Annotated in this window: 17 protein-coding genes and 1 riboswitch; of the genes, 13 read left to right on the plus strand and 4 right to left on the minus strand. The window is 71.4% G+C overall.

Annotated elements, in window-relative coordinates; genetic code table 11:
- Positions 1–10 precede the first annotated feature (10 nt).
- The 9 genes from BXA10_RS18805 (at position 11) to BXA10_RS18845 (ending at position 7,185) form a co-directional block, all read left to right on the plus strand.
- Entirely contained in the window at positions 11–943 is a 933-nt protein-coding gene (locus BXA10_RS18805; RefSeq protein ID WP_076471716.1) for a DUF881 domain-containing protein, read from the plus strand.
- Between the two features lie 57 nt (positions 944–1,000).
- On the plus strand, positions 1,001–1,381 hold the full coding sequence (gene gcvH, locus BXA10_RS18810; RefSeq protein WP_076471717.1) for a glycine cleavage system protein GcvH: 381 nt from the start codon (positions 1,001–1,003) through the stop codon (positions 1,379–1,381).
- 214 nt (positions 1,382–1,595) lie between these two features.
- Positions 1,596–2,048 carry an oxoglutarate dehydrogenase inhibitor Odhl gene (odhI, locus tag BXA10_RS18815; protein WP_007071101.1) on the plus strand — a complete coding sequence of 151 codons (453 nt, stop codon included), beginning with the start codon at positions 1,596–1,598 and terminating at the stop codon, positions 2,046–2,048.
- 50 nt (positions 2,049–2,098) lie between these two features.
- A complete protein-coding gene (gene ftsR / locus BXA10_RS18820; RefSeq protein WP_175649247.1) occupies positions 2,099–2,800 on the plus strand; it encodes a transcriptional regulator FtsR in 702 nt (233 codons plus the stop codon).
- A gap of 182 nt (positions 2,801–2,982) precedes the next feature.
- Positions 2,983–3,447, plus strand: coding sequence for a bifunctional nuclease family protein (locus BXA10_RS18825; protein ID WP_076471719.1), 465 nt, complete (start codon positions 2,983–2,985; stop codon positions 3,445–3,447).
- Positions 3,448–3,653: 206 nt separating this feature from the next.
- Positions 3,654–4,247 (plus strand): MerR family transcriptional regulator, encoded by a 594-nt coding sequence (locus BXA10_RS18830; protein WP_076471720.1) that lies wholly within the window; start codon positions 3,654–3,656, stop codon positions 4,245–4,247.
- Positions 4,248–4,872: 625 nt separating this feature from the next.
- The gene (locus BXA10_RS18835; protein WP_076471721.1) at positions 4,873–5,271 is read left to right on the plus strand and encodes a group I truncated hemoglobin; all 399 of its coding nucleotides are present in this window, start codon (positions 4,873–4,875) and stop codon (positions 5,269–5,271) included.
- A gap of 2 nt (positions 5,272–5,273) precedes the next feature.
- Positions 5,274–6,449, plus strand: a complete 1,176-nt coding sequence (locus BXA10_RS18840; protein WP_076471722.1) for a globin domain-containing protein — start codon at positions 5,274–5,276, stop codon at positions 6,447–6,449.
- Positions 6,450–6,501: 52 nt separating this feature from the next.
- The gene (locus tag BXA10_RS18845) at positions 6,502–7,185 is read left to right on the plus strand and encodes a DivIVA domain-containing protein (RefSeq protein WP_076471723.1); all 684 of its coding nucleotides are present in this window, start codon (positions 6,502–6,504) and stop codon (positions 7,183–7,185) included.
- A 115-nt stretch (positions 7,186–7,300) separates the two neighbouring features.
- Here the strand turns inward: BXA10_RS18845 and BXA10_RS18850 are convergent, their stop codons facing one another.
- Positions 7,301–7,969: an NAD(P)H-binding protein gene (locus BXA10_RS18850; protein WP_076471724.1), complete on the minus strand. Its 669-nt coding sequence runs from the start codon at positions 7,967–7,969 to the stop codon at positions 7,301–7,303.
- 48 nt (positions 7,970–8,017) lie between these two features.
- Here BXA10_RS18850 and BXA10_RS18855 point away from each other — a divergent pair, with 48 nt between their 5' ends.
- On the plus strand, positions 8,018–8,905 hold the full coding sequence (locus BXA10_RS18855) for an NAD-dependent protein deacetylase (protein ID WP_076471725.1): 888 nt from the start codon (positions 8,018–8,020) through the stop codon (positions 8,903–8,905).
- Between the two features lie 115 nt (positions 8,906–9,020).
- Positions 9,021–9,118: riboswitch (glycine riboswitch) on the plus strand.
- 72 nt (positions 9,119–9,190) lie between these two features.
- Entirely contained in the window at positions 9,191–12,013 is a 2,823-nt protein-coding gene (gene gcvP, locus BXA10_RS18860; RefSeq protein ID WP_076471726.1) for an aminomethyl-transferring glycine dehydrogenase, read from the plus strand.
- Positions 12,014–12,128: 115 nt separating this feature from the next.
- On the opposite strand, the gene BXA10_RS18865 is transcribed toward gcvP, so the two are convergent.
- Positions 12,129–12,329, minus strand: coding sequence for a DUF5999 family protein (locus tag BXA10_RS18865; protein ID WP_076471727.1), 201 nt, complete (start codon positions 12,327–12,329; stop codon positions 12,129–12,131).
- A 147-nt stretch (positions 12,330–12,476) separates the two neighbouring features.
- Here BXA10_RS18865 and BXA10_RS18870 point away from each other — a divergent pair, with 147 nt between their 5' ends.
- Positions 12,477–13,643, plus strand: a complete 1,167-nt coding sequence (locus tag BXA10_RS18870) for a chorismate-binding protein (RefSeq protein ID WP_076471728.1) — start codon at positions 12,477–12,479, stop codon at positions 13,641–13,643.
- A 33-nt stretch (positions 13,644–13,676) separates the two neighbouring features.
- Here BXA10_RS18870 and BXA10_RS18875 read toward each other — a convergent pair whose 3' ends face one another.
- On the minus strand, positions 13,677–14,522 hold the full coding sequence (locus BXA10_RS18875; RefSeq protein WP_076471729.1) for a helix-turn-helix transcriptional regulator: 846 nt from the start codon (positions 14,520–14,522) through the stop codon (positions 13,677–13,679).
- A gap of 86 nt (positions 14,523–14,608) precedes the next feature.
- Here BXA10_RS18875 and BXA10_RS18880 point away from each other — a divergent pair, with 86 nt between their 5' ends.
- Complete coding sequence (locus tag BXA10_RS18880) at positions 14,609–15,391, plus strand: SDR family NAD(P)-dependent oxidoreductase (RefSeq protein WP_076471730.1); 783 nt, start codon at positions 14,609–14,611, stop codon at positions 15,389–15,391.
- Positions 15,392–15,468: 77 nt separating this feature from the next.
- Here BXA10_RS18880 and pip read toward each other — a convergent pair whose 3' ends face one another.
- Positions 15,469–16,416: a prolyl aminopeptidase gene (gene pip / locus BXA10_RS18885; RefSeq protein WP_076471731.1), complete on the minus strand. Its 948-nt coding sequence runs from the start codon at positions 16,414–16,416 to the stop codon at positions 15,469–15,471.
- Between the last annotated feature and the right edge of the window lie 4 nt (positions 16,417–16,420).

The following is a 16,420-nucleotide window of genomic DNA, read 5'->3' on the forward strand; positions in this document are numbered from 1 at the left end:
GTTCTAAGCGATGAGCAGCGAGGAGCAGAGCGAGACCGGCACGGGTTGGCCGCAGCCCGCGCCTCCGGGGCGTCCGGAGGGGCCGGGCGGGCAGCCGGATCCGCGGCCGGACGCGCCGGATCCGGACGAGTTGAGTCCGCTGGCGCCGCGTGAGGAGCCGGATCGGGACGGGGCTGGGGCGGAGCCGGCTGAGGATGTGACGGTGGGGTTGCCCGGTGACCGTCCGGCGTGGGTTGGTTCGGTGCGTTCGCGGTTGTCGACGGCGAGTGTGATGATCGCCGCGTTGTTGGCGTTGCTGGGGTTCACCCTGGTGGTGCAGTTGAAGACGACGTCGACCGATCCGACTGCGGGTGCGACCCGGCAGGAGGACCTGGTGCGGATCCTGTCGGACCTGGACGCGCGGGAGAACCGGTTGCGGCAGGACATCTCCGGGCTGGAGGACAGCCAGCGTCAGTTGCGTTCCGGTGAGCAGGGCCGGCAGGCGGCGTTGGACGAGGCGACGCGGCGGGCGGACGAGTTGGGCATCCTGGCGGGCACGTTGCCGGCGACGGGGCCGGGTCTGACGGTGCGCTTCGAGGCGGGTGCCAAGACGATTTCGGCGTCGCGGGTGTTGGACGCGGTGCAGGAGTTGCGGGGTGCCGGCGCGGAGGCGATGCAGATCTCCGGTGGAGATCGGGCGACGGCACGGATCATCGCGTCGACGTACTTCCTGGATGGGGAGAACGGTTCGCTGGTCGTGGACGGGCGGCGGTTGACGGCTCCGTACACGATCACGGTGATCGGTGATCCGGCGACGATGCGTACGGCGTTGAACATTCCTGGTGGGGTGGTCGCGTCGGTCCAGGGTGACGGCGGTAACGTGATCGTTGAGGATCGTGAGGCTGCCGAGGTTTCGGCGCTGCACGCGCCGATCAAGCTGGAACACGCCCGCCCGGTTTCCTGACCGGGCGTGGCTGCTGCGGGTGGGTGCCCGTAGCACGATGGATGAAGGACGCGTCTGTTGATTCCTGAGGATCTGCGATACACCGCCGAGCACGAGTGGGTGGCGGGTGACGGCACCGGAGCGGTCCGGGTCGGCATCACGCACTTCGCGCAGGACGCACTGGGTGACATCGTGTATGTGCAGCTGCCTGATCCGGGTTCGGTGGTGGCGGCTGGTGATTCGTTGGGTGAGATCGAGTCGACGAAGAGTGTGTCGGAGATCTACGCCCCGGTGAGCGGCACGGTGGCCGCGCGCAACGAGGCGCTCGGCGACACCCCGGAGGTGATCAACACTGACCCGTACGGTGCGGGTTGGTTGGTGGAGATCACTCCGGATGATCCGACGGCGGTGGACGGGCTGCTGACTGCGGGCGCGTACCGCGAACTCGCCGAGAGCTGAGTGAGCTTGATCCGGTGCGCCTGTTGAGTCCGCGCGTCCGGTTGCCCTGCTTTTCGGCGCTGGCTAGGCTCGCCCAGTCGACCGAGAACCCAATAGTTGAGCGTTGCGGAATTGCCTTCCCGGGCACGGGGAGCCAGCCGCCGGGTGTGCGACTGCCCGGCGGCCAGACCCGCCATTACCCGACGCCGACCGAACAGATCCGTGAGGTGGTCCCATGACGCGCCCAGACGACGAGTTCCCCCCGCTCGACGTCACTTCGACGCTCAATCTCGGTTCGCTCGACGAAGTGCTGGAGGGGCCGGACACCGATGTGGTGCCGAGCCGGATGTCCGGCTCGTTGCCGCCGGGAATGGCGCTGCTGGTGGTTCGTCGCGGCCCGAACGCTGGAGCCCGGTTCCTGTTGGATCACGATGTGACGACCAGCGGCCGGCACCCTGACAGTGACATCTTCCTCGACGATGTGACGGTGTCCCGGCGGCACGCGGAGTTCCACCGGGATGGTGGGACGTTCACGGTGCGCGACGTGGGGAGCCTGAACGGCACCTACGTGAACCGGGAGCGGGTCGAGGCTGCCACGTTGAGCAATGGTGACGAGGTGCAGATCGGGAAGTTCCGGGTGGTGTTCATCGCCGGTCCGCGTCCGGAGGAGGAGGCCGGCCGGGGGTGAACGAGCCTGCGGCCTCCACGTCACCGGGGGCGGCCCGGTCCCAGCCGCTGATGAGCATCGGTGAGGTGCTGGGTCAGCTGCGGGCGGATTTCCCCGACGTCACGATCTCGAAGTTGCGGTTCCTTGAGGCTGAGGGGCTGGTCGAGCCGCAGCGTACGGCGGCTGGTTACCGGAAGTACAGCTGGGACGATGTGGCGCGGCTGCGGTTTGTGCTGACCGCGCAGCGGGATCAGTATCTGCCGTTGCGGGTGATCCGGGAGCAGTTGGTCGAGTGGGATGCGACTGGTGCTGCCCCGGGTCGTTCCCGGCCGACGCTGGTGGCGGTCGGCCCGGGTGGTGAGGTGCCGGGTCGGGCGGCGGACGAACCGGTCGAGTCGTCGGAGGTACGGCTCGGCCGCTCGGATCTGCTGGCTCGTAGCGGTCTGGACGAGTCGACGCTGGCGGAGTTGGAGCGGCTCGGTGTGGTGGTGTGTGATCCGCCGGGTTGGTACGACGGGGACGCGTTGATCATCGCTGGGGCGGTGGCGGGTCTGGCGGCGTACGGCTTGGAGCCGCGGCATCTGCGGGGTTATCGGACGGCGGCGGACCGGGAGGTTGGTTTGTTCGCGCAGTTGGTGGCGCCGTTGGTGCGGCAGAGTGATCCGGCGGCGCGGGCGCGGGCGGCGGAGACGGCGCGGGAGTTGGTGGCGTTGTCGCAGCAGTTGCACGCGGCGTTGGTGCGGGTGGGGTTGCGTTCGACGTTGGGCCGGTGAGGCGTCGTCGGGGGCGGTGTGCGGAAAGATCTGTCCCGGGAAGCGTGTCGTAGGCTTGCTGGGGTAACCCCTTTCTGGCGCGGGCGTGGTGCGGGTAGCGCGTGGGACGGCCGTGTCGCGGTCCGTGTACCGTGCAGGGAAGGGTGCGGTGCGGCGTAGGTGACAACGACACGGAGGCGGCGGTGCGCGAGCTGAGCGTGGTCGGGGTTCGGGTGGAGCTGCCCAGCAACCAGCCGATCGTCCTGCTCAGGGAGGTCGAGGGGGACCGCTATCTGCCGATTTGGATCGGCGCGGTCGAGGCGACGGCGATCGCTTACGAGCAACAGGGGGTCAAGCCGGCCCGGCCGTTGACGCACGATCTTCTGCGGGATGTTCTGGCGGCGCTGGATGCGCCGTTGCGGGCGGTGGAGATCACTGAGCTCAAGGACAACGTGTTCTATGCCGACCTGTTGATCGGGGACGGGGTGCGGGTGTCGGCCCGGCCGAGCGATTCGATCGCGTTGGCGTTGCGGGTGGGGGCTCCCATTCGTTGTGCTGAGCAGGTCCTCAGTGAGGCGGGGATCGTGATCCCTGACGAGCAGGAGGACGAGGTGGAGAAGTTCCGCGAGTTCCTGGAGCAGGTGCGTCCGGAGGACTTCGCGGGCTGAGCGGGTGGTGGCCTGTCGGCGGGCTGTCCGCAGCGTGACGTCACAGTGGGTGACGTCACGCTTCGTGTGGTGATCTTCTGTGTGGCTGCGCGGCGTGTCGCGGCGGTTTCTGCTCGGTAACTCCTCAAGGTCGCTATAGGGTTGCCGTGTCGAGGGGTCGCGTCCCGGAAACGACGCGGCACCGCACGGGCGGGGAGGTTGTCCGGATGCACGAGCCGCGGAATTCCGATCCGGGTACGGAACCTGACGAGCCGGGTGTGGCGGCGTCGTGGTCGGCGACGGACAGTGACGGTTCGGTGGGTTATCGGGGTGTGACGGCCTGCCATGCGGTGGGTATCAGTTACCGCCAGTTGGACTACTGGGCTCGCACGGGTCTGGTGGTGCCGAGTGTCCGGGACGCGTCGGGTTCGGGCACGCAGCGGTTGTATTCGTTCCGCGACCTGGTGGTGTTGAAGGTCGTGAAGCGGCTGTTGGACGCCGGGGTGTCGTTGCAGAACATCCGGAAGGCGATCGAGGCGCTGCGTTCGCGTGGGGTGGAGGACCTGGCGGGGATCACGTTGATCTCGGACGGTACGACGGTGTACGAGTGCCGTTCCCCGGAGGAGGTGGTCGACCTGTTGCAGGGCGGCCAGGGGGTGTTCGGCATCGCCATCGGTGGGGCGTTCAAGGAGATCCAGGGGTCGTTGTCGCACCTGCCGGCGGAGCCGGCGGCGGATGCCCATGCCGGTGAGCCGGCGGCGGCGCCGGAGTCGGTGGGCGACGAGTTGGCGGCCCGGCGGGCGCGTCGGCGGGTGGGCTGAGCCCCTGTTTCGACGGTAGGCGTGGCGGGTGTGTCGGTGACGACGCGCCCGCTTCTTCGTGTGGCCGGGGCCTGGTCGGGTTGTGTTCGCTCGGGTCTCCAGGTGCTGTCGGGCGGCTCTGTCGTGGGGTTCTGTGACGTACGGTGCGCGCGACGCGCCGAGGGTTGTTGCAATTTTCGTGGTGACTGTCCGTATAGGTAGCTGCGGGTTGAGCCGGGTGGTCGACCGTTCGGCGGGGTTGGTCATACTCCTGGCTGAGATGGCCCTGGCGGTACGGATGATCCTGGTCAGGCGATCGGTCATCGGCCGTCTGCGGTGGTCAGCGGGGTTGAAGCGGCTGTGGAGGGCCGTTTTCGGTAGTGGTTCCGGTGTGGACGGCCGACCGCGGACGGTGACTGATCGTGGTTTTCTGATCGCGAAAGGTTGATCATCTTGCCGGGTTTTCGTCACTACGTGTAGTGGACAGTGTCAGGAATCTGATAGGGGGGCGATGACCGGGGCCGTACGACGCGCTATGGTCCCTGACGCGGTCGGCCCGGGAAAGGCTGTCGCCCTCGGGGCGTCGCCTGCCGCGCCGGCGGACCGTTGCCCCTCCGCGCACCCCTCCATTTCGGAAGGAAAGACCGTGACGGTTACGGAAGAGACCACCCCCGTCTCGCACTACGAGCGGATCGGCGGCGCCAGCTCGGTGAAGGCCGCCGTCGAGCTGTTCTACGACAAGGTGCTCGCCGACCCGGCGCTCGCCGGCTACTTCACCAACGTGGACATGGTCGGCCAGCGCCGGCACCTGGCGCTGATGCTGACCGTGGTGCTCGGTGGCCCGAACGAGTACAGCGGCCGGGGGTTGGCCGAGGCGCACCAGCCGATGAACATCCCGGTCGAGCACTACGCGAAGGTCGGTGAGCACCTGATCGGGACGCTGACCGAGCTGGGCGTGCCGGCTGACGTGCTGGCGCACGTGCAGGTGGTGCTGGGTCAGGTGCAGGACCAGGTGGTGTCCGCCGGGAACCAGCCGGGCGCCTGAACGTGGACGTCGCACGGCTCAAGCAGAGTTGGTCCCTGGTCGCCGCGCACGGCGACCAGGTGCCGCTCTACTTCTACTCGACGTTGTTCCTGTCCCACCCCGAGACCCGGCAGATGTTCCCGACGAACATGGCCGGGCAGCGGGACCGGCTGGTCACCGCGTTGGCGCACATCGTGACCAACGTGGATCAGGTGGACCGGCTCGTCGGGTTCCTCAAGGATCTCGGCGCCGATCACCGCAAGTTCGCGGTACGGCCCGAGCACTACCCGGCCGTGGGTGAGGCGCTTGTCGCCACGTTGCAGCACTTCCTCGGCGAGCAGTGGACCGAGGAGCTGGCCCAGGACTGGACGGCCGCGTACGGGCTGGTGTCGCAGGTGATGATCGAGGCTGCGCAGGCGGCGGAGGCGGTGGCCCCGCCTTGGTGGGTGGCCGAGGTCGTGGCGCACGAACGGCGGGCGTTCGACGTTGCGGTGCTGACCCTGCGACCGCAGTACCTGTTGCCGTTCGCGCCGGGGCAGTCAGTCGGGGTGTCGCACCCGGCGGTGCGGACGTGGCGTTACTACTCGCCGGCGAACGCGCCGCGGCAGGACGGCACGTTGGAGCTGCACGTGCGGGCCGCGCCCGGTGGTGTGGTGTCGTCGCGGCTGGTGTACGGCACGGCGGTGGGGGATCAGATCCACCTGGCCTCGCCGGTGGGCGACCGGTTGACGTTGTGGTCGGCCGGATCCAGTGACCTGCTGCTGTTGGCCGGCGGCACCGGCTGGGCGCCGGTGAAGGCGCTGGTCGAGCAGGTCGCCGCGGAGGGGGCCGGTCGCCGGGTCGACCTGTACGTGGGGGCGCGTTCGCGCCTCGAGTTCTACGACACCGAGACGATCGAGAAGTTGGCCGCCTCGTTCCCCTGGTTGACGGTGACGTACGTGGTCGGTGCGGATCCGCAGCGGCCGGGCGAGTTCGTGCACGTGGCGGATCGGGCGCTGGCCGACGGCGACTGGCGTTCCCGGCACGTGTACGTGTGCGGCTCGGACGAGATGGTCACCCATTCGGTGCGGGCGCTGACCCAGGCCGGTTACCACCCGGGGCAGCTGCACCATGAGGGGCTCGGCAAGCACTGGTACGGGCCGGCGTGGCGGACGGCGTTGGACGCGTCCGCCCCTGACAACTCCGGAGGTGCCCGGTGAACGCGAGTTGTGCACTCGTGGGTTCTGTGGCCACGAACGAAAGGTCAGTGCGGTGAGCGCGACGCCGATCAGCAGGTACGACGGGATGCAGCAGGTGTCCGGCGGCGTCCAGGTGCGGATGACGGCCGACCGGGTACGCCGGTGGGAGTTCTCGTCGGCGTCGTTCGCCCGCCGCGGCTACGACAACACCGACGTGGACCGGTTCCGGATGCAGGTCGCCGACGAGCTCGACCTGCTGTCGGCGCAGATCGCGACCCTGCGGGCGGAGAACGAGCGGCTCAACGACCGGGTGGAGCTGCACCGGCACGGTGTGATCCCGAGCAAGAACACCTCGGTACCGGTGCCGGCGGCGAAGGAGGTGAACCTGCTCTCGGCGGCGCAGCGGGAGGCGGAGCAGATCATCGCCCAGGCGCACGACTACGCGCGGCGGGTCGCCGAGTACGCCCGCACCCAGTACGAGAGCTACATGCAGGCCGCGGTGGAGGAGGCGAGGCAGGAGGCGGAGCGGGCGGTCAAGGAGTACCGCAGCAACGCCGGGCCGAGCTTCGACGACTCGGTCGCCACCCGGGAGGCCCTGCGGATCTTCGGCGAGATGATGATCTCGCACATGCAGGCCGCCGCGCGGCATCTGGACGACGGCAGTGAGCAGTTGGCGCGCACGATGGATCGGCTGGTCGGGCAGGCTGTCGGTGCCGCGGCGCAGCAGACCGCGTTGCCGCGCCACAATCAGCGCTGACACCGGTCGGCCGGCGCCGGGAGCACCGATGCACCGGCCGGCCGGTGCCCGGCCCACGCGCCCGGCCCACGCGCCTGGGGCGCGGGCCGGTCGGGCCGCCGCCGCCGCGTCGGTGTCAGTTCGGTGGGCGGTCGGTGACGGACCTGACCGCCTCGGCGATCGGGGTGTTGCCGCCGACGAGTTCCAGGATCATCCCGGTGGTGGCCGGGGCGTAGAGCAGCGCCACCAGGACTCGGGCGACGTCGGTGCGGGTGACCGGGCCGCTGGGCACGTGCCGGGCCAGGGAGATCCGCCCGGTGGGCGGCTCGTCGACGAGTCGGCCGGGTCGCAGCACCGTCCAGTCCAGGTCGCGGGCGATGAGGTCGTCCTCGGCGGCTTTCTTGGCCCGCAGGTAGGCGGCGAACACCTCGTCGGTGCCGGGCCGCGGCTCGTCTTCCACGCCCATGGAGGAGACCAGCAGGTAGCGGCGGACGCCGGCTTGTTGCGCGGCGTCGGCGAGCAGGGCCGCGGCGGCCCGGTCGACGGTGTCTTTGCGGGCGGCACCGCTGCCCGGTCCGGCACCGGCTGCGAACACCACCGCGTCGGCGCCGGCGAGGTGCCCGGCGACCTCGGTGAGGTCCGCGCGTTCCAGGTCGCAGACGATCGGCTGGGCGCCGGCGGCGGCCAGCGCGGCTGACTGGTCGGGGTTGCGGATCAGGCCGACGGCCTGGTCGCCGCGTCCGGCGAGTTCCCGCTCCAGCAGCCGGGCGATCTTTCCGTGGCCTCCTGCGATGACGACGCGCATGCCACCAACCTAGCCGCCGGTGGGCGGGCCGGGGGACGCTGAGGCAGCATGGACGGCGTGACGGAGATGATCGACGGGCTGGTCGACCGGGTGAGCGCCGGTGGTGTCGTGGTGTTGAGCGGCGCGGGGCTGTCGACCGAGTCGGGGATCCCGGACTACCGGGGGCCCAGCGGCGTGGCCCGCCGGCACACTCCGATGACGTACCAGACGTTCACGGGGGATCGGCTGGCGCGGCGCCGCTACTGGGCGCGCAGCCACGTCGGGTGGCGGCTGATGGCCCGGGCGTGGCCGAACGACGGGCACCGGGCGGTGGCCCGGCTGCAGCACGCCGGCCTGGTCGACGCGGTGATCACGCAGAACGTCGACGGGTTGCACACGGCGGCGGGTAGTTCGGGTGTGGTGGAGCTGCACGGGCGCCTCGATGTGGTGGTCTGCCTCGACTGCGGCAACCGGATCTCCCGGGAGGAGTTGGACCAGCGGCTGCGGGAGGCGAATCCGGACTTCGCCGCGCGGGCCGGCGCGGTGAACCCCGATGGTGACGTGGAGCTCGACGACGCGCAGGTGGCGGGGTTCCACGTGGTGGACTGCACAGTCTGCGGCACGGGGACGTTGAAACCGGACGTGGTGTTCTTCGGTGAGACGGTGCCGGCGGAGCGGGTGGCGCGCTGCTTCGCGCTGGTGGAGCAGGCTCGGCTGCTGCTGGTGCTCGGGTCGTCGCTGACGGTGATGTCGGGGCGGCGGTTCGTGCTGCGGGCGGCGAAGCTCGGCATCCCCGTGGTGATCGTCAACCAGGGAGCCACCCGCGGTGACGCGTACGCGGCGTTGACCGTGGACGCGCCGCTGGGTCGGGTACTGCCCGCGCTGGCCGACCGGATCTCCGGTGCGGCGCAGGGGGCGTCGGGGGTGTCCGCCGTCACGCCGGTGGCCGCCGGCTGAACCTGGCCACGTGCGGCGCCGGGCCGGGGCGGGCCGGACCAACCGGGCAAGATCACGAAACCGGGGTACGAAACCTGGGGGAAATCCGTGCGCTGGTAGCGTTGACCATGCCGGTAACACCCACGGGGGAGAGACCGCCCAGCTGTACCCGGGCGGCGCCGAAGGGGCAAATCCTCCCCGGAACCTCTCAGGCAAAAGGACCTCGTGGGCAGGCACTGTGGAGCGCTGCACGGGCGCGACAGAGGGGGAGGCCGACCTGTCGACCTCGCCCCCGGAGCGAAGCCCATGACCGCAGAGCAGTTCGCCACCCGTCACATCGGCCCCGGGCCGGACGACGAGCGCCAGATGTTGGAGACCGTCGGCTACAGCTCGATCGACGAGCTGATGGACGCGGCGATCCCCGAGGTGATCCGCTGGCACGGCACCCTGGACCTGCCCGACCCGGCGACCGAGGCGGAGGCGCTCGCCGAGCTGCGTGCCCTCGCCGCCCGCAACACCGTCGCCGTGTCCATGATCGGTTTGGGTTACCACGGCACGCACACGCCGGGCGTGATCCGCCGTAACGTGCTGGAGGACCCGGCCTGGTACACCGCGTACACGCCGTACCAGCCGGAGATCAGTCAGGGCCGGCTGGAGGCGTTGCTGAACTTCCAGACCATGGTCACCGACCTGACCGGGCTGGCCACCGCGAACGCGTCGATGCTGGACGAGGGCACCGCCGCGGCCGAGGCGATGACGCTGGCGCGCCGCGGGTCGAAGAGCAAGAGCAACGTGTACGTCGTCGACGCCGACGCGCTGCCGCAGACCATCGCGGTGATCACCAGCCGGGCGGAGCCGCTCGGCATCGAGGTGCGGGTGCTCGACCTGGACACCGAGCAGCTGCCGGGCGAGTTGTTCGGCCTGCACCTGCAGTACCCGGGCGCGTCCGGTGCAGTCCGTGACCACGCCGGTCTGGTCGAGGCCGCGCACGCCGCCGGGGCGCTGGTCACCGTCGCCGCGGATTTGCTCGCGTTGACGCTGCTGCGCCCGCCGGGGGAGATCGGCGCGGACATCGCCGCCGGCACCACCCAGCGTTTCGGTGTGCCGATGGGCTTCGGTGGGCCGCACGCCGGCTACCTGGCGGTGCGGTCGGGGCTGGAGCGGGTGCTGCCGGGCCGGCTGGTCGGTGTGTCGAAGGACGCGGACGGCAACCGGGCGTACCGGCTGGCGTTGCAGACGCGTGAGCAGCACATCCGGCGGGAGAAGGCGACCAGCAACATCTGCACCGCGCAGGTGCTGCTCGCCGTGATGGCCGGCATGTACGCCGTCTACCACGGCCCGGACGGGCTGCGGAAGATCGCCGAACGTGCTCACGAGATGGCGGTGCGGCTGGCTTCGGGGCTGCGTGGCGGCGGGGTCGAGGTCGTCGACGTGCCGTTCTTCGACACGGTCACGGCTGTCGTGCCGGGCCGCGCGGCCGAGGTGGTGGCCGCCGCGGCGGAGCGTGGGGTGAACCTGCGGCTGGTCGACGCCGACCGCGTCGGTGTCTCCTGCGACGAGACGACCACCCACGAGCACCTGGCGACGGTGTACGCCGCGTTCGGGGTGCCGGCCCCACAGGGTGAGGTCGAGGCGGCTCTGCCGGTGGCGCTGGCCCGCACCTCGCAGTTCCTCACCCACCCGGTGTTCAACAGCCACCACTCGGAGACGGCGATGCTGCGCTACCTGCGCCGGCTGGCCGACTTCGACTACGCCCTGGACCGGGGCATGATTCCGCTGGGTTCGTGCACGATGAAGCTCAACGCGACCACCGAGATGGAACCGGTCAGCTGGGCGGAGTTCGCGCACATCCACCCGTTCGCTCCGGCGGAGCAGACCGCCGGCTACCGGGACATGATCAGCCAGCTGGAGGGGTGGCTGGCGGAGGTGACCGGCTACGACGCGGTCAGCGTGCAGCCCAACGCCGGTTCGCAGGGGGAACTGGCGGGGTTGCTGGCGATCCGCGCGTACCACCGGGGCCGCGGCGAGGGGCACCGGGACGTGTGCCTGATCCCGTCGTCGGCGCACGGCACCAACGCCGCGAGCGCGGTGATGGCCGGCATGCGGGTGGTCGTGGTGGCGTGTGACGACGACGGCAACGTCGACCTGGTCGACCTCGACGCGAAAATCGACAAGCACCGGGACGCGCTCGCCGCGATCATGGTGACGTACCCGTCGACGCACGGGGTGTACGAGACGGGCATCGCCCAGCTGTGCGCGAAGGTGCACGACGCGGGCGGTCAGGTGTACGTCGACGGTGCGAACCTCAACGCGCTGGTCGGGTTCGCCAAGCCGGGCAAGTTCGGGGCGGACGTGTCGCACCTGAACCTGCACAAGACGTTCTGCATCCCGCACGGCGGTGGCGGGCCGGGGGTCGGTCCGGTGGCGGTGCGCTCGCACCTGGCGCCGTACCTGCCGGGTGACCCGGCCGGTGAGCGGGCCGACGGCACGCCGGCGATCTCCGCGGCCCGGTACGGTTCGGCGGGGATCCTGCCGATTCCGTGGGCGTACCTGCGGATGATGGGCGCGGCGGGGCTGTCCCGGGCCACCGGGGTGGCGGTGCTGGCCGCGAACTACGTGGCGGCTCGGCTGCGCAACCACTACCCGGTGCTGTACTCCGGCAACAAGGGGCTGGTGGCCCACGAGTGCATCCTGGATCTGCGGCCGCTGACGAAGGCGACCGGGGTGAGCGTCGACGACGTGGCGAAGCGGCTGATCGACTACGGCTTCCACGCGCCGACGATGTCGTTCCCGGTGGCGGGCACGCTCATGGTGGAGCCCACCGAGAGTGAGGATCTGGGTGAGCTGGACCGGTTCTGCGACGCGATGATCGCCATCCGGGCGGAGATCGACAAGGTGGGTGCCGGGGAGTGGCCGGCGGGGGACAACCCGCTGTCCAACGCGCCGCACACCGCGGCGATGGTCACCGGTGACGAGTGGCCGCACCCGTACCCGCGGTCGGTGGGCGCGTACCCGGCCGGGGTGGACCGGGCCGCTAAGTACTGGCCGCCGGTGCGGCGGATCGACGGCGCGTACGGCGACCGGAACCTGGTCTGCTCGTGCCCGTCGCCGGAGGCGTTCGAGGACTGACCTGGGGCGCGCCGGGGCGGTCGCAGTGGCCGCCCCGGCGTCGTCGACACGGCTGCGGCGGCCCCGGATCGGGGGTTAGCGTGGTCGACGACCTGTCGTGACGCTGTGTGGTCGCTCAGGCGACGAGGGCGTGCCGGGCGGGGCCTCGGTGCGGGGCGATGCAACTGCCGTCGGGAAGCAGCTCACCGGTGTCCTCGAAGATGATGACGCCGTTGCAGAGCAGGCTCCAGCCCTGCTCAGGGAAGCAGGCGATGACCCGGGCGGCTTCCCGATCGATGGCGTCGGCGGAGGGGCAGGTGGGTTGGTGCTGGCACATCGGGTTCTCCGGACTGTGGGGGCACTGTGTCATGGTTCACATGACCAGTGACGCACAGTACCAAGCGAAAGTGGCCCGCATCGAGCAGGTCCACGCGCGCGAGTCGGGAAATCCGCTGAACGGACGACGAAGGATGGGCCAGACGGCGTGGATACCGTTCCGCTGACCGCGATCGATGTTCCGGCGGCGCCTGCCGAATGCCGCCGCACGCTGGTGGAGCGCGCCCGCTGGGAGTGGCGCCCGGGCGACGGCGGTGACCCCGCCACCGGTGTGCAGGAGTTCCTCGCCGCCCACGGCCTGCCACTGGACGACCTTGCCCGCCCCGCGCCCGGCCACGACCCGGACGGTCCCTGCGGCGCCGCCCTGTACGTGTCGGCGGCCGCGGGCGCGCTGCTCATCGGGGCGCCGGCCGGCGCGCCGAACCCGGCGCCGGCGCTGCCGGAGGTCGCTGTGGTGGTGTACGGCCACGCCGACGTGCCGCCACCGCCGCCAGGCGTCGGCTCCTGGCGGCTCGGCGAATGGCAGGAGAGCTGGACCCCCGCGCAGCACGCCGCGGCCGTCGAAGCGGTCCGCGAGGCCATCGGCCGCGGCGACGTCTACCAGGTCAACGTCGTCGGACATGCCGCCGCCGGCTACTCCGGTAACCCGCTGCCGGCCCTCGCGCGCCTCGGCGCGCTGCCGGGCGCCCGCTACGGCGGCATTCTCACCGGCGCCGGCTGGGCGATCGGCTGCGCCTCCCCGGAGACGCTGATCGAACTCACCGACGGCCGGTTCGTCACCCGCCCCATCAAGGGCACCCGCCCGGCCACCACGGCCGGCGCGCGGGAACTGCGGGCCAGCGCGAAGGAACGCGCCGAGCACGTGATGATCGTCGACCTGGAACGCAACGACCTGGCCCGCGTCGCCCGCACCGGCACCGTGCGAGTCGACCAGCTCTTCGCGGTACGCCGCTGGTGTGACCTGTGGCAGGCCGAGTCGACGATCTCCGCGGCCGTCGCCGACGGGCTGGGCCTGGCCGACCTGCTGCGCGCGGTCTGCCCCGGCGGCTCGGTCACCGGCGCGCCGAAACGTGCCGCCCTGGAACAGATCGCCGCTGTGGAACCCGTCGGGCGCGGCGCCGGCATGGGCGCGCTCGGCTGGGTCGCGCCCGGCCGTATCGACCTGGGTCTGACCATCCGCACCGCCGCCGCCGATGGTGAGCGGCTGCACGTGTGGGCCGGCGGCGGCATCACCTGGGGCAGTGACCCGCAGGCGGAGGTCGCCGAGGCTGCCGCCAAGAGCCGCCCGGTGCGCGCCACCCTCGCCGGCCGCTGACCCGTGCCTTTCCCCCCGCCGATGCGGCTGGGGTCAGAGCGAGCGGTACCCGGCTGGAAGTGCGCCCAGGAAGGCCAGGGCCTCGGCGTCGCGGGATCCCGGCGGCGCGCTGTAGAGCACGAGGTGCTGGTCGCGGTCGGTGAGCGTGAGCGCGTCGCAGTTGACGGTGATCTCCCCGACGACCGGGTGACGGAAGGTCTTCGTGAGCATCGCCGTGGCCTGCACGTCGCGCCGCTGCCAGAGCTGAGTGAACTCGGGGCTGGCATCGCACAGCTCGGCGACCAGTTCGGCCACCGCGGGGTCGGACGGGTACCGGGCGAGAGTGGATCGGAGCCTCATGACGACGTGGTGCCGGAACTCGGCGGCGTCCGAGACCCCGTACAGGGCCGCGTCCGCAGTCGGCGGCCCGAGGAACGCCCGGCGCGCCAGATTGCGGTCCTGCGGGGCCAGCTCGGCGAAGTCCTCCATGAGCGCGGCCGCCAGGGCGTTCCACGCGAGCACGTCGAAGGCGGCGGACGTCACGAAAGCAGCCGTCTGCGGCAGCCGATCGAGCAGCGCGAGGATGCTCGGACGCACGTCGCGCCGGTACCGTCCGGTACGGCTCGGCGCGGTGCCCGCGAGCACGTGCAGGTGCTCGGACTCGGCGTCGGTGAGCCGCAGGGCGTCCCCGATCCCGGCGAGGACCTCGCCCGAGGGGCGCGGCGCCCTGCCCTGCTCGAGCCGGACGTAGTACTCCGTGGAGATGTGCGCGAGGACCGCCACCTCCTCACGGCGAAGACCCGGAGTCCGGCGTCGCGGACCCGAGGGCAGGCCGACGTCCTGCGGCCGGAGCCGCTCGCGACGGCTACGAAGGAACGCCCCGAGTTCCAGCTTGTCCATGCCGCAAGTCTGCACCCCGCGCGGCGACGGATCCTGGTACCACCTGTGCCTGCATCCGGCCGGACGATCGACCGACCATCGTCGGCATGACGAACGACAGCGACATCGCACCCATCGGCCTGCTCGCCGGCAAGGTCGTGTTCATCACCGGCGCCAGCCGCGGCATCGGGGCGGCCGCCGCCCGGCTCTTCGCACGCGAGGGCGCGGCGGTCGTGCTCGCCGCCCGCGGCGCCGACGCCCTCCACCGGATCGTCACCGAGGTCCGCGCCGCCGGCGGCGTCGCGGATGCCGTGGCGGTGGACCTCGCCGACCGGGCCAGCATCCGTGCGGCGCTCGACCACGTCGAGGCGCTGCACGGACGGCTCGACGGCGCGTTCAACAACGGCGCGGCGATCCAGCAGCCCGGCCCGCTCGACACGACGAGCGACGAGGACATCGAGGAGCAGTTCGCGGTGAACTTCCGGGCGCACTGGACCGCGATGACGCTTGAGGCCGCGCTCATGCGCCGGGGCGGTGGCGGGGCGATCGTCAACACCTCGAGCATCGGCAGCCGCCGCGCGAACCCGGAGCTGCCCGCGTACGGCGCGATGAAGCGCGCGCTCAACAGCATCACCGAGACCGCGGCCGTGACCTGGGGCCGGCAGGGCGTCCGCGTGAACGGCATCACGCCCGGCGGCACCGCGACGAAGATGATCGACGCGTGGGAGGCGGCGTCCCCGGGGGTGGTCGAGCGCATCAATGCGCGCATCCCGCTGGGCCGGATGGCCGAGCCGCGTGAGGTCGCCGAGGTGGCCGCGTGGCTGCTCAGCGACCGGGCCTCGATGGTGACCGGCGCGATCGTGCCGGTCGACGGCGGCGCCGGCGCGTGAGCGGGAGCGCCCCGGTCAGTCCATGGCCCACGACATGGGCGCAGCAGTCGGCCCGGGGTGCGCGGCGACGGCGCGTGTCAGCGGGCGGCGAAGTCGTCCAGCGCCGCGACGACGCGCTCGCCGATGCCGAGGCGGGCGCCGTGGCCGGCCGCCTCGACCAGCTCCAGGCGGGCGTCCGGCCAGGCCTGGGCCAGCTGCCAGGCGATGTCCGGCGGGCTGCTGATGTCGAGCCGGCCGTGCAGCAGCACACCAGGGACGCCGGCCAACCGGTGGGCGTCGCGCAGCAGCTGCCCGTCGGGCAGGAACGCGGCGTTGCTCCAGTAGTGGGTGACCAGCCGGGCCGAGCGCATCCGGAACTCGGGGTCTTCGAAGCGGGGATCGGGCCGCCACCCGGGGACGGTACGCACGTGGGTGTCGTCCCAGGCGCACCAGTCGCGGGCCGCGCGTTCGCGCACGTCCGGGTCGGGGTCGGCCAGCAGCCGGGCGTACGCGCCGGCCAGGTCGCCGTCGTGGTCGGCCGGTGGCACACCGTCGCGGAACCGGGCCCACTCGGCGGGGAAGATCCTGCCCATCTCCCGGGTGATCCATTCGACCTCGTGGCGGCTCGTGGTGACCACGCTGAACAGCACCAGTTCGCTGACCCGCTCGGGGTGGCGCTGGGCGTACGCCAGGCCGAGGGTGGAGCCCCACGAGGCGCCGAGGACCAGCCACCGGTGCACGTCGAGGTGTTCGCGCAGCCGTTCGATGTCGGCGATCAGGTGGCCGGTGGTGTTGACCGACAGGTCGACCTCCGGGTCGGCGGCGTTCGGGCGGCTGCGGCCGCAGCCGCGCTGGTCGAACAAGACCACCCGGTAGCGGGCCGGATCGAAGTAGCGCCGCCAGCCGGGGGTGGCGCCGGAGCCGGGTCCGCCGTGCAGCACGACCGCCGGTTTGCCGTCGGGGTTGCCGCAGGTCTCCCAGTAGACGTGCTGGCCGTCGCCGACGTCGAGCAGGCCGTGGGCGTACGGCTCCACCGGTGGGTACATCCTG

The organism is Micromonospora avicenniae, assembly GCF_900156065.1.
In the GTDB taxonomy this organism is placed as follows: Bacteria; Actinomycetota; Actinomycetes; order Mycobacteriales; family Micromonosporaceae; genus Micromonospora; species Micromonospora avicenniae.

What these genes read in the sequence shown, in the direction of transcription:
- BXA10_RS18875 (WP_076471729.1), bottom strand. Translation starts at nt 14,522, where the DNA reads ATGGACAAGCTGGAACTCGGGGCGTTCCTTCGTAGCCGTCGCGAGCGG.
- pip (WP_076471731.1), bottom strand. Translation starts at nt 16,416, where the DNA reads ATGTACCCACCGGTGGAGCCGTACGCCCACGGCCTGCTCGACGTCGGC.
- BXA10_RS18805 (WP_076471716.1), top strand. Translation starts at nt 11, where the DNA reads ATGAGCAGCGAGGAGCAGAGCGAGACCGGCACGGGTTGGCCGCAGCCC.
- odhI (WP_007071101.1), top strand. Translation starts at nt 1,596, where the DNA reads ATGACGCGCCCAGACGACGAGTTCCCCCCGCTCGACGTCACTTCGACG.
- BXA10_RS18855 (WP_076471725.1), top strand. Translation starts at nt 8,018, where the DNA reads ATGGACGGCGTGACGGAGATGATCGACGGGCTGGTCGACCGGGTGAGC.
- BXA10_RS18830 (WP_076471720.1), top strand. Translation starts at nt 3,654, where the DNA reads ATGCACGAGCCGCGGAATTCCGATCCGGGTACGGAACCTGACGAGCCG.
- BXA10_RS18865 (WP_076471727.1), bottom strand. Translation starts at nt 12,329, where the DNA reads ATGTGCCAGCACCAACCCACCTGCCCCTCCGCCGACGCCATCGATCGG.
- BXA10_RS18850 (WP_076471724.1), bottom strand. Translation starts at nt 7,969, where the DNA reads ATGCGCGTCGTCATCGCAGGAGGCCACGGAAAGATCGCCCGGCTGCTG.
- BXA10_RS18880 (WP_076471730.1), top strand. Translation starts at nt 14,609, where the DNA reads ATGACGAACGACAGCGACATCGCACCCATCGGCCTGCTCGCCGGCAAG.
- ftsR (WP_175649247.1), top strand. Translation starts at nt 2,099, where the DNA reads ATGAGCATCGGTGAGGTGCTGGGTCAGCTGCGGGCGGATTTCCCCGAC.
- gcvP (WP_076471726.1), top strand. Translation starts at nt 9,191, where the DNA reads ATGACCGCAGAGCAGTTCGCCACCCGTCACATCGGCCCCGGGCCGGAC.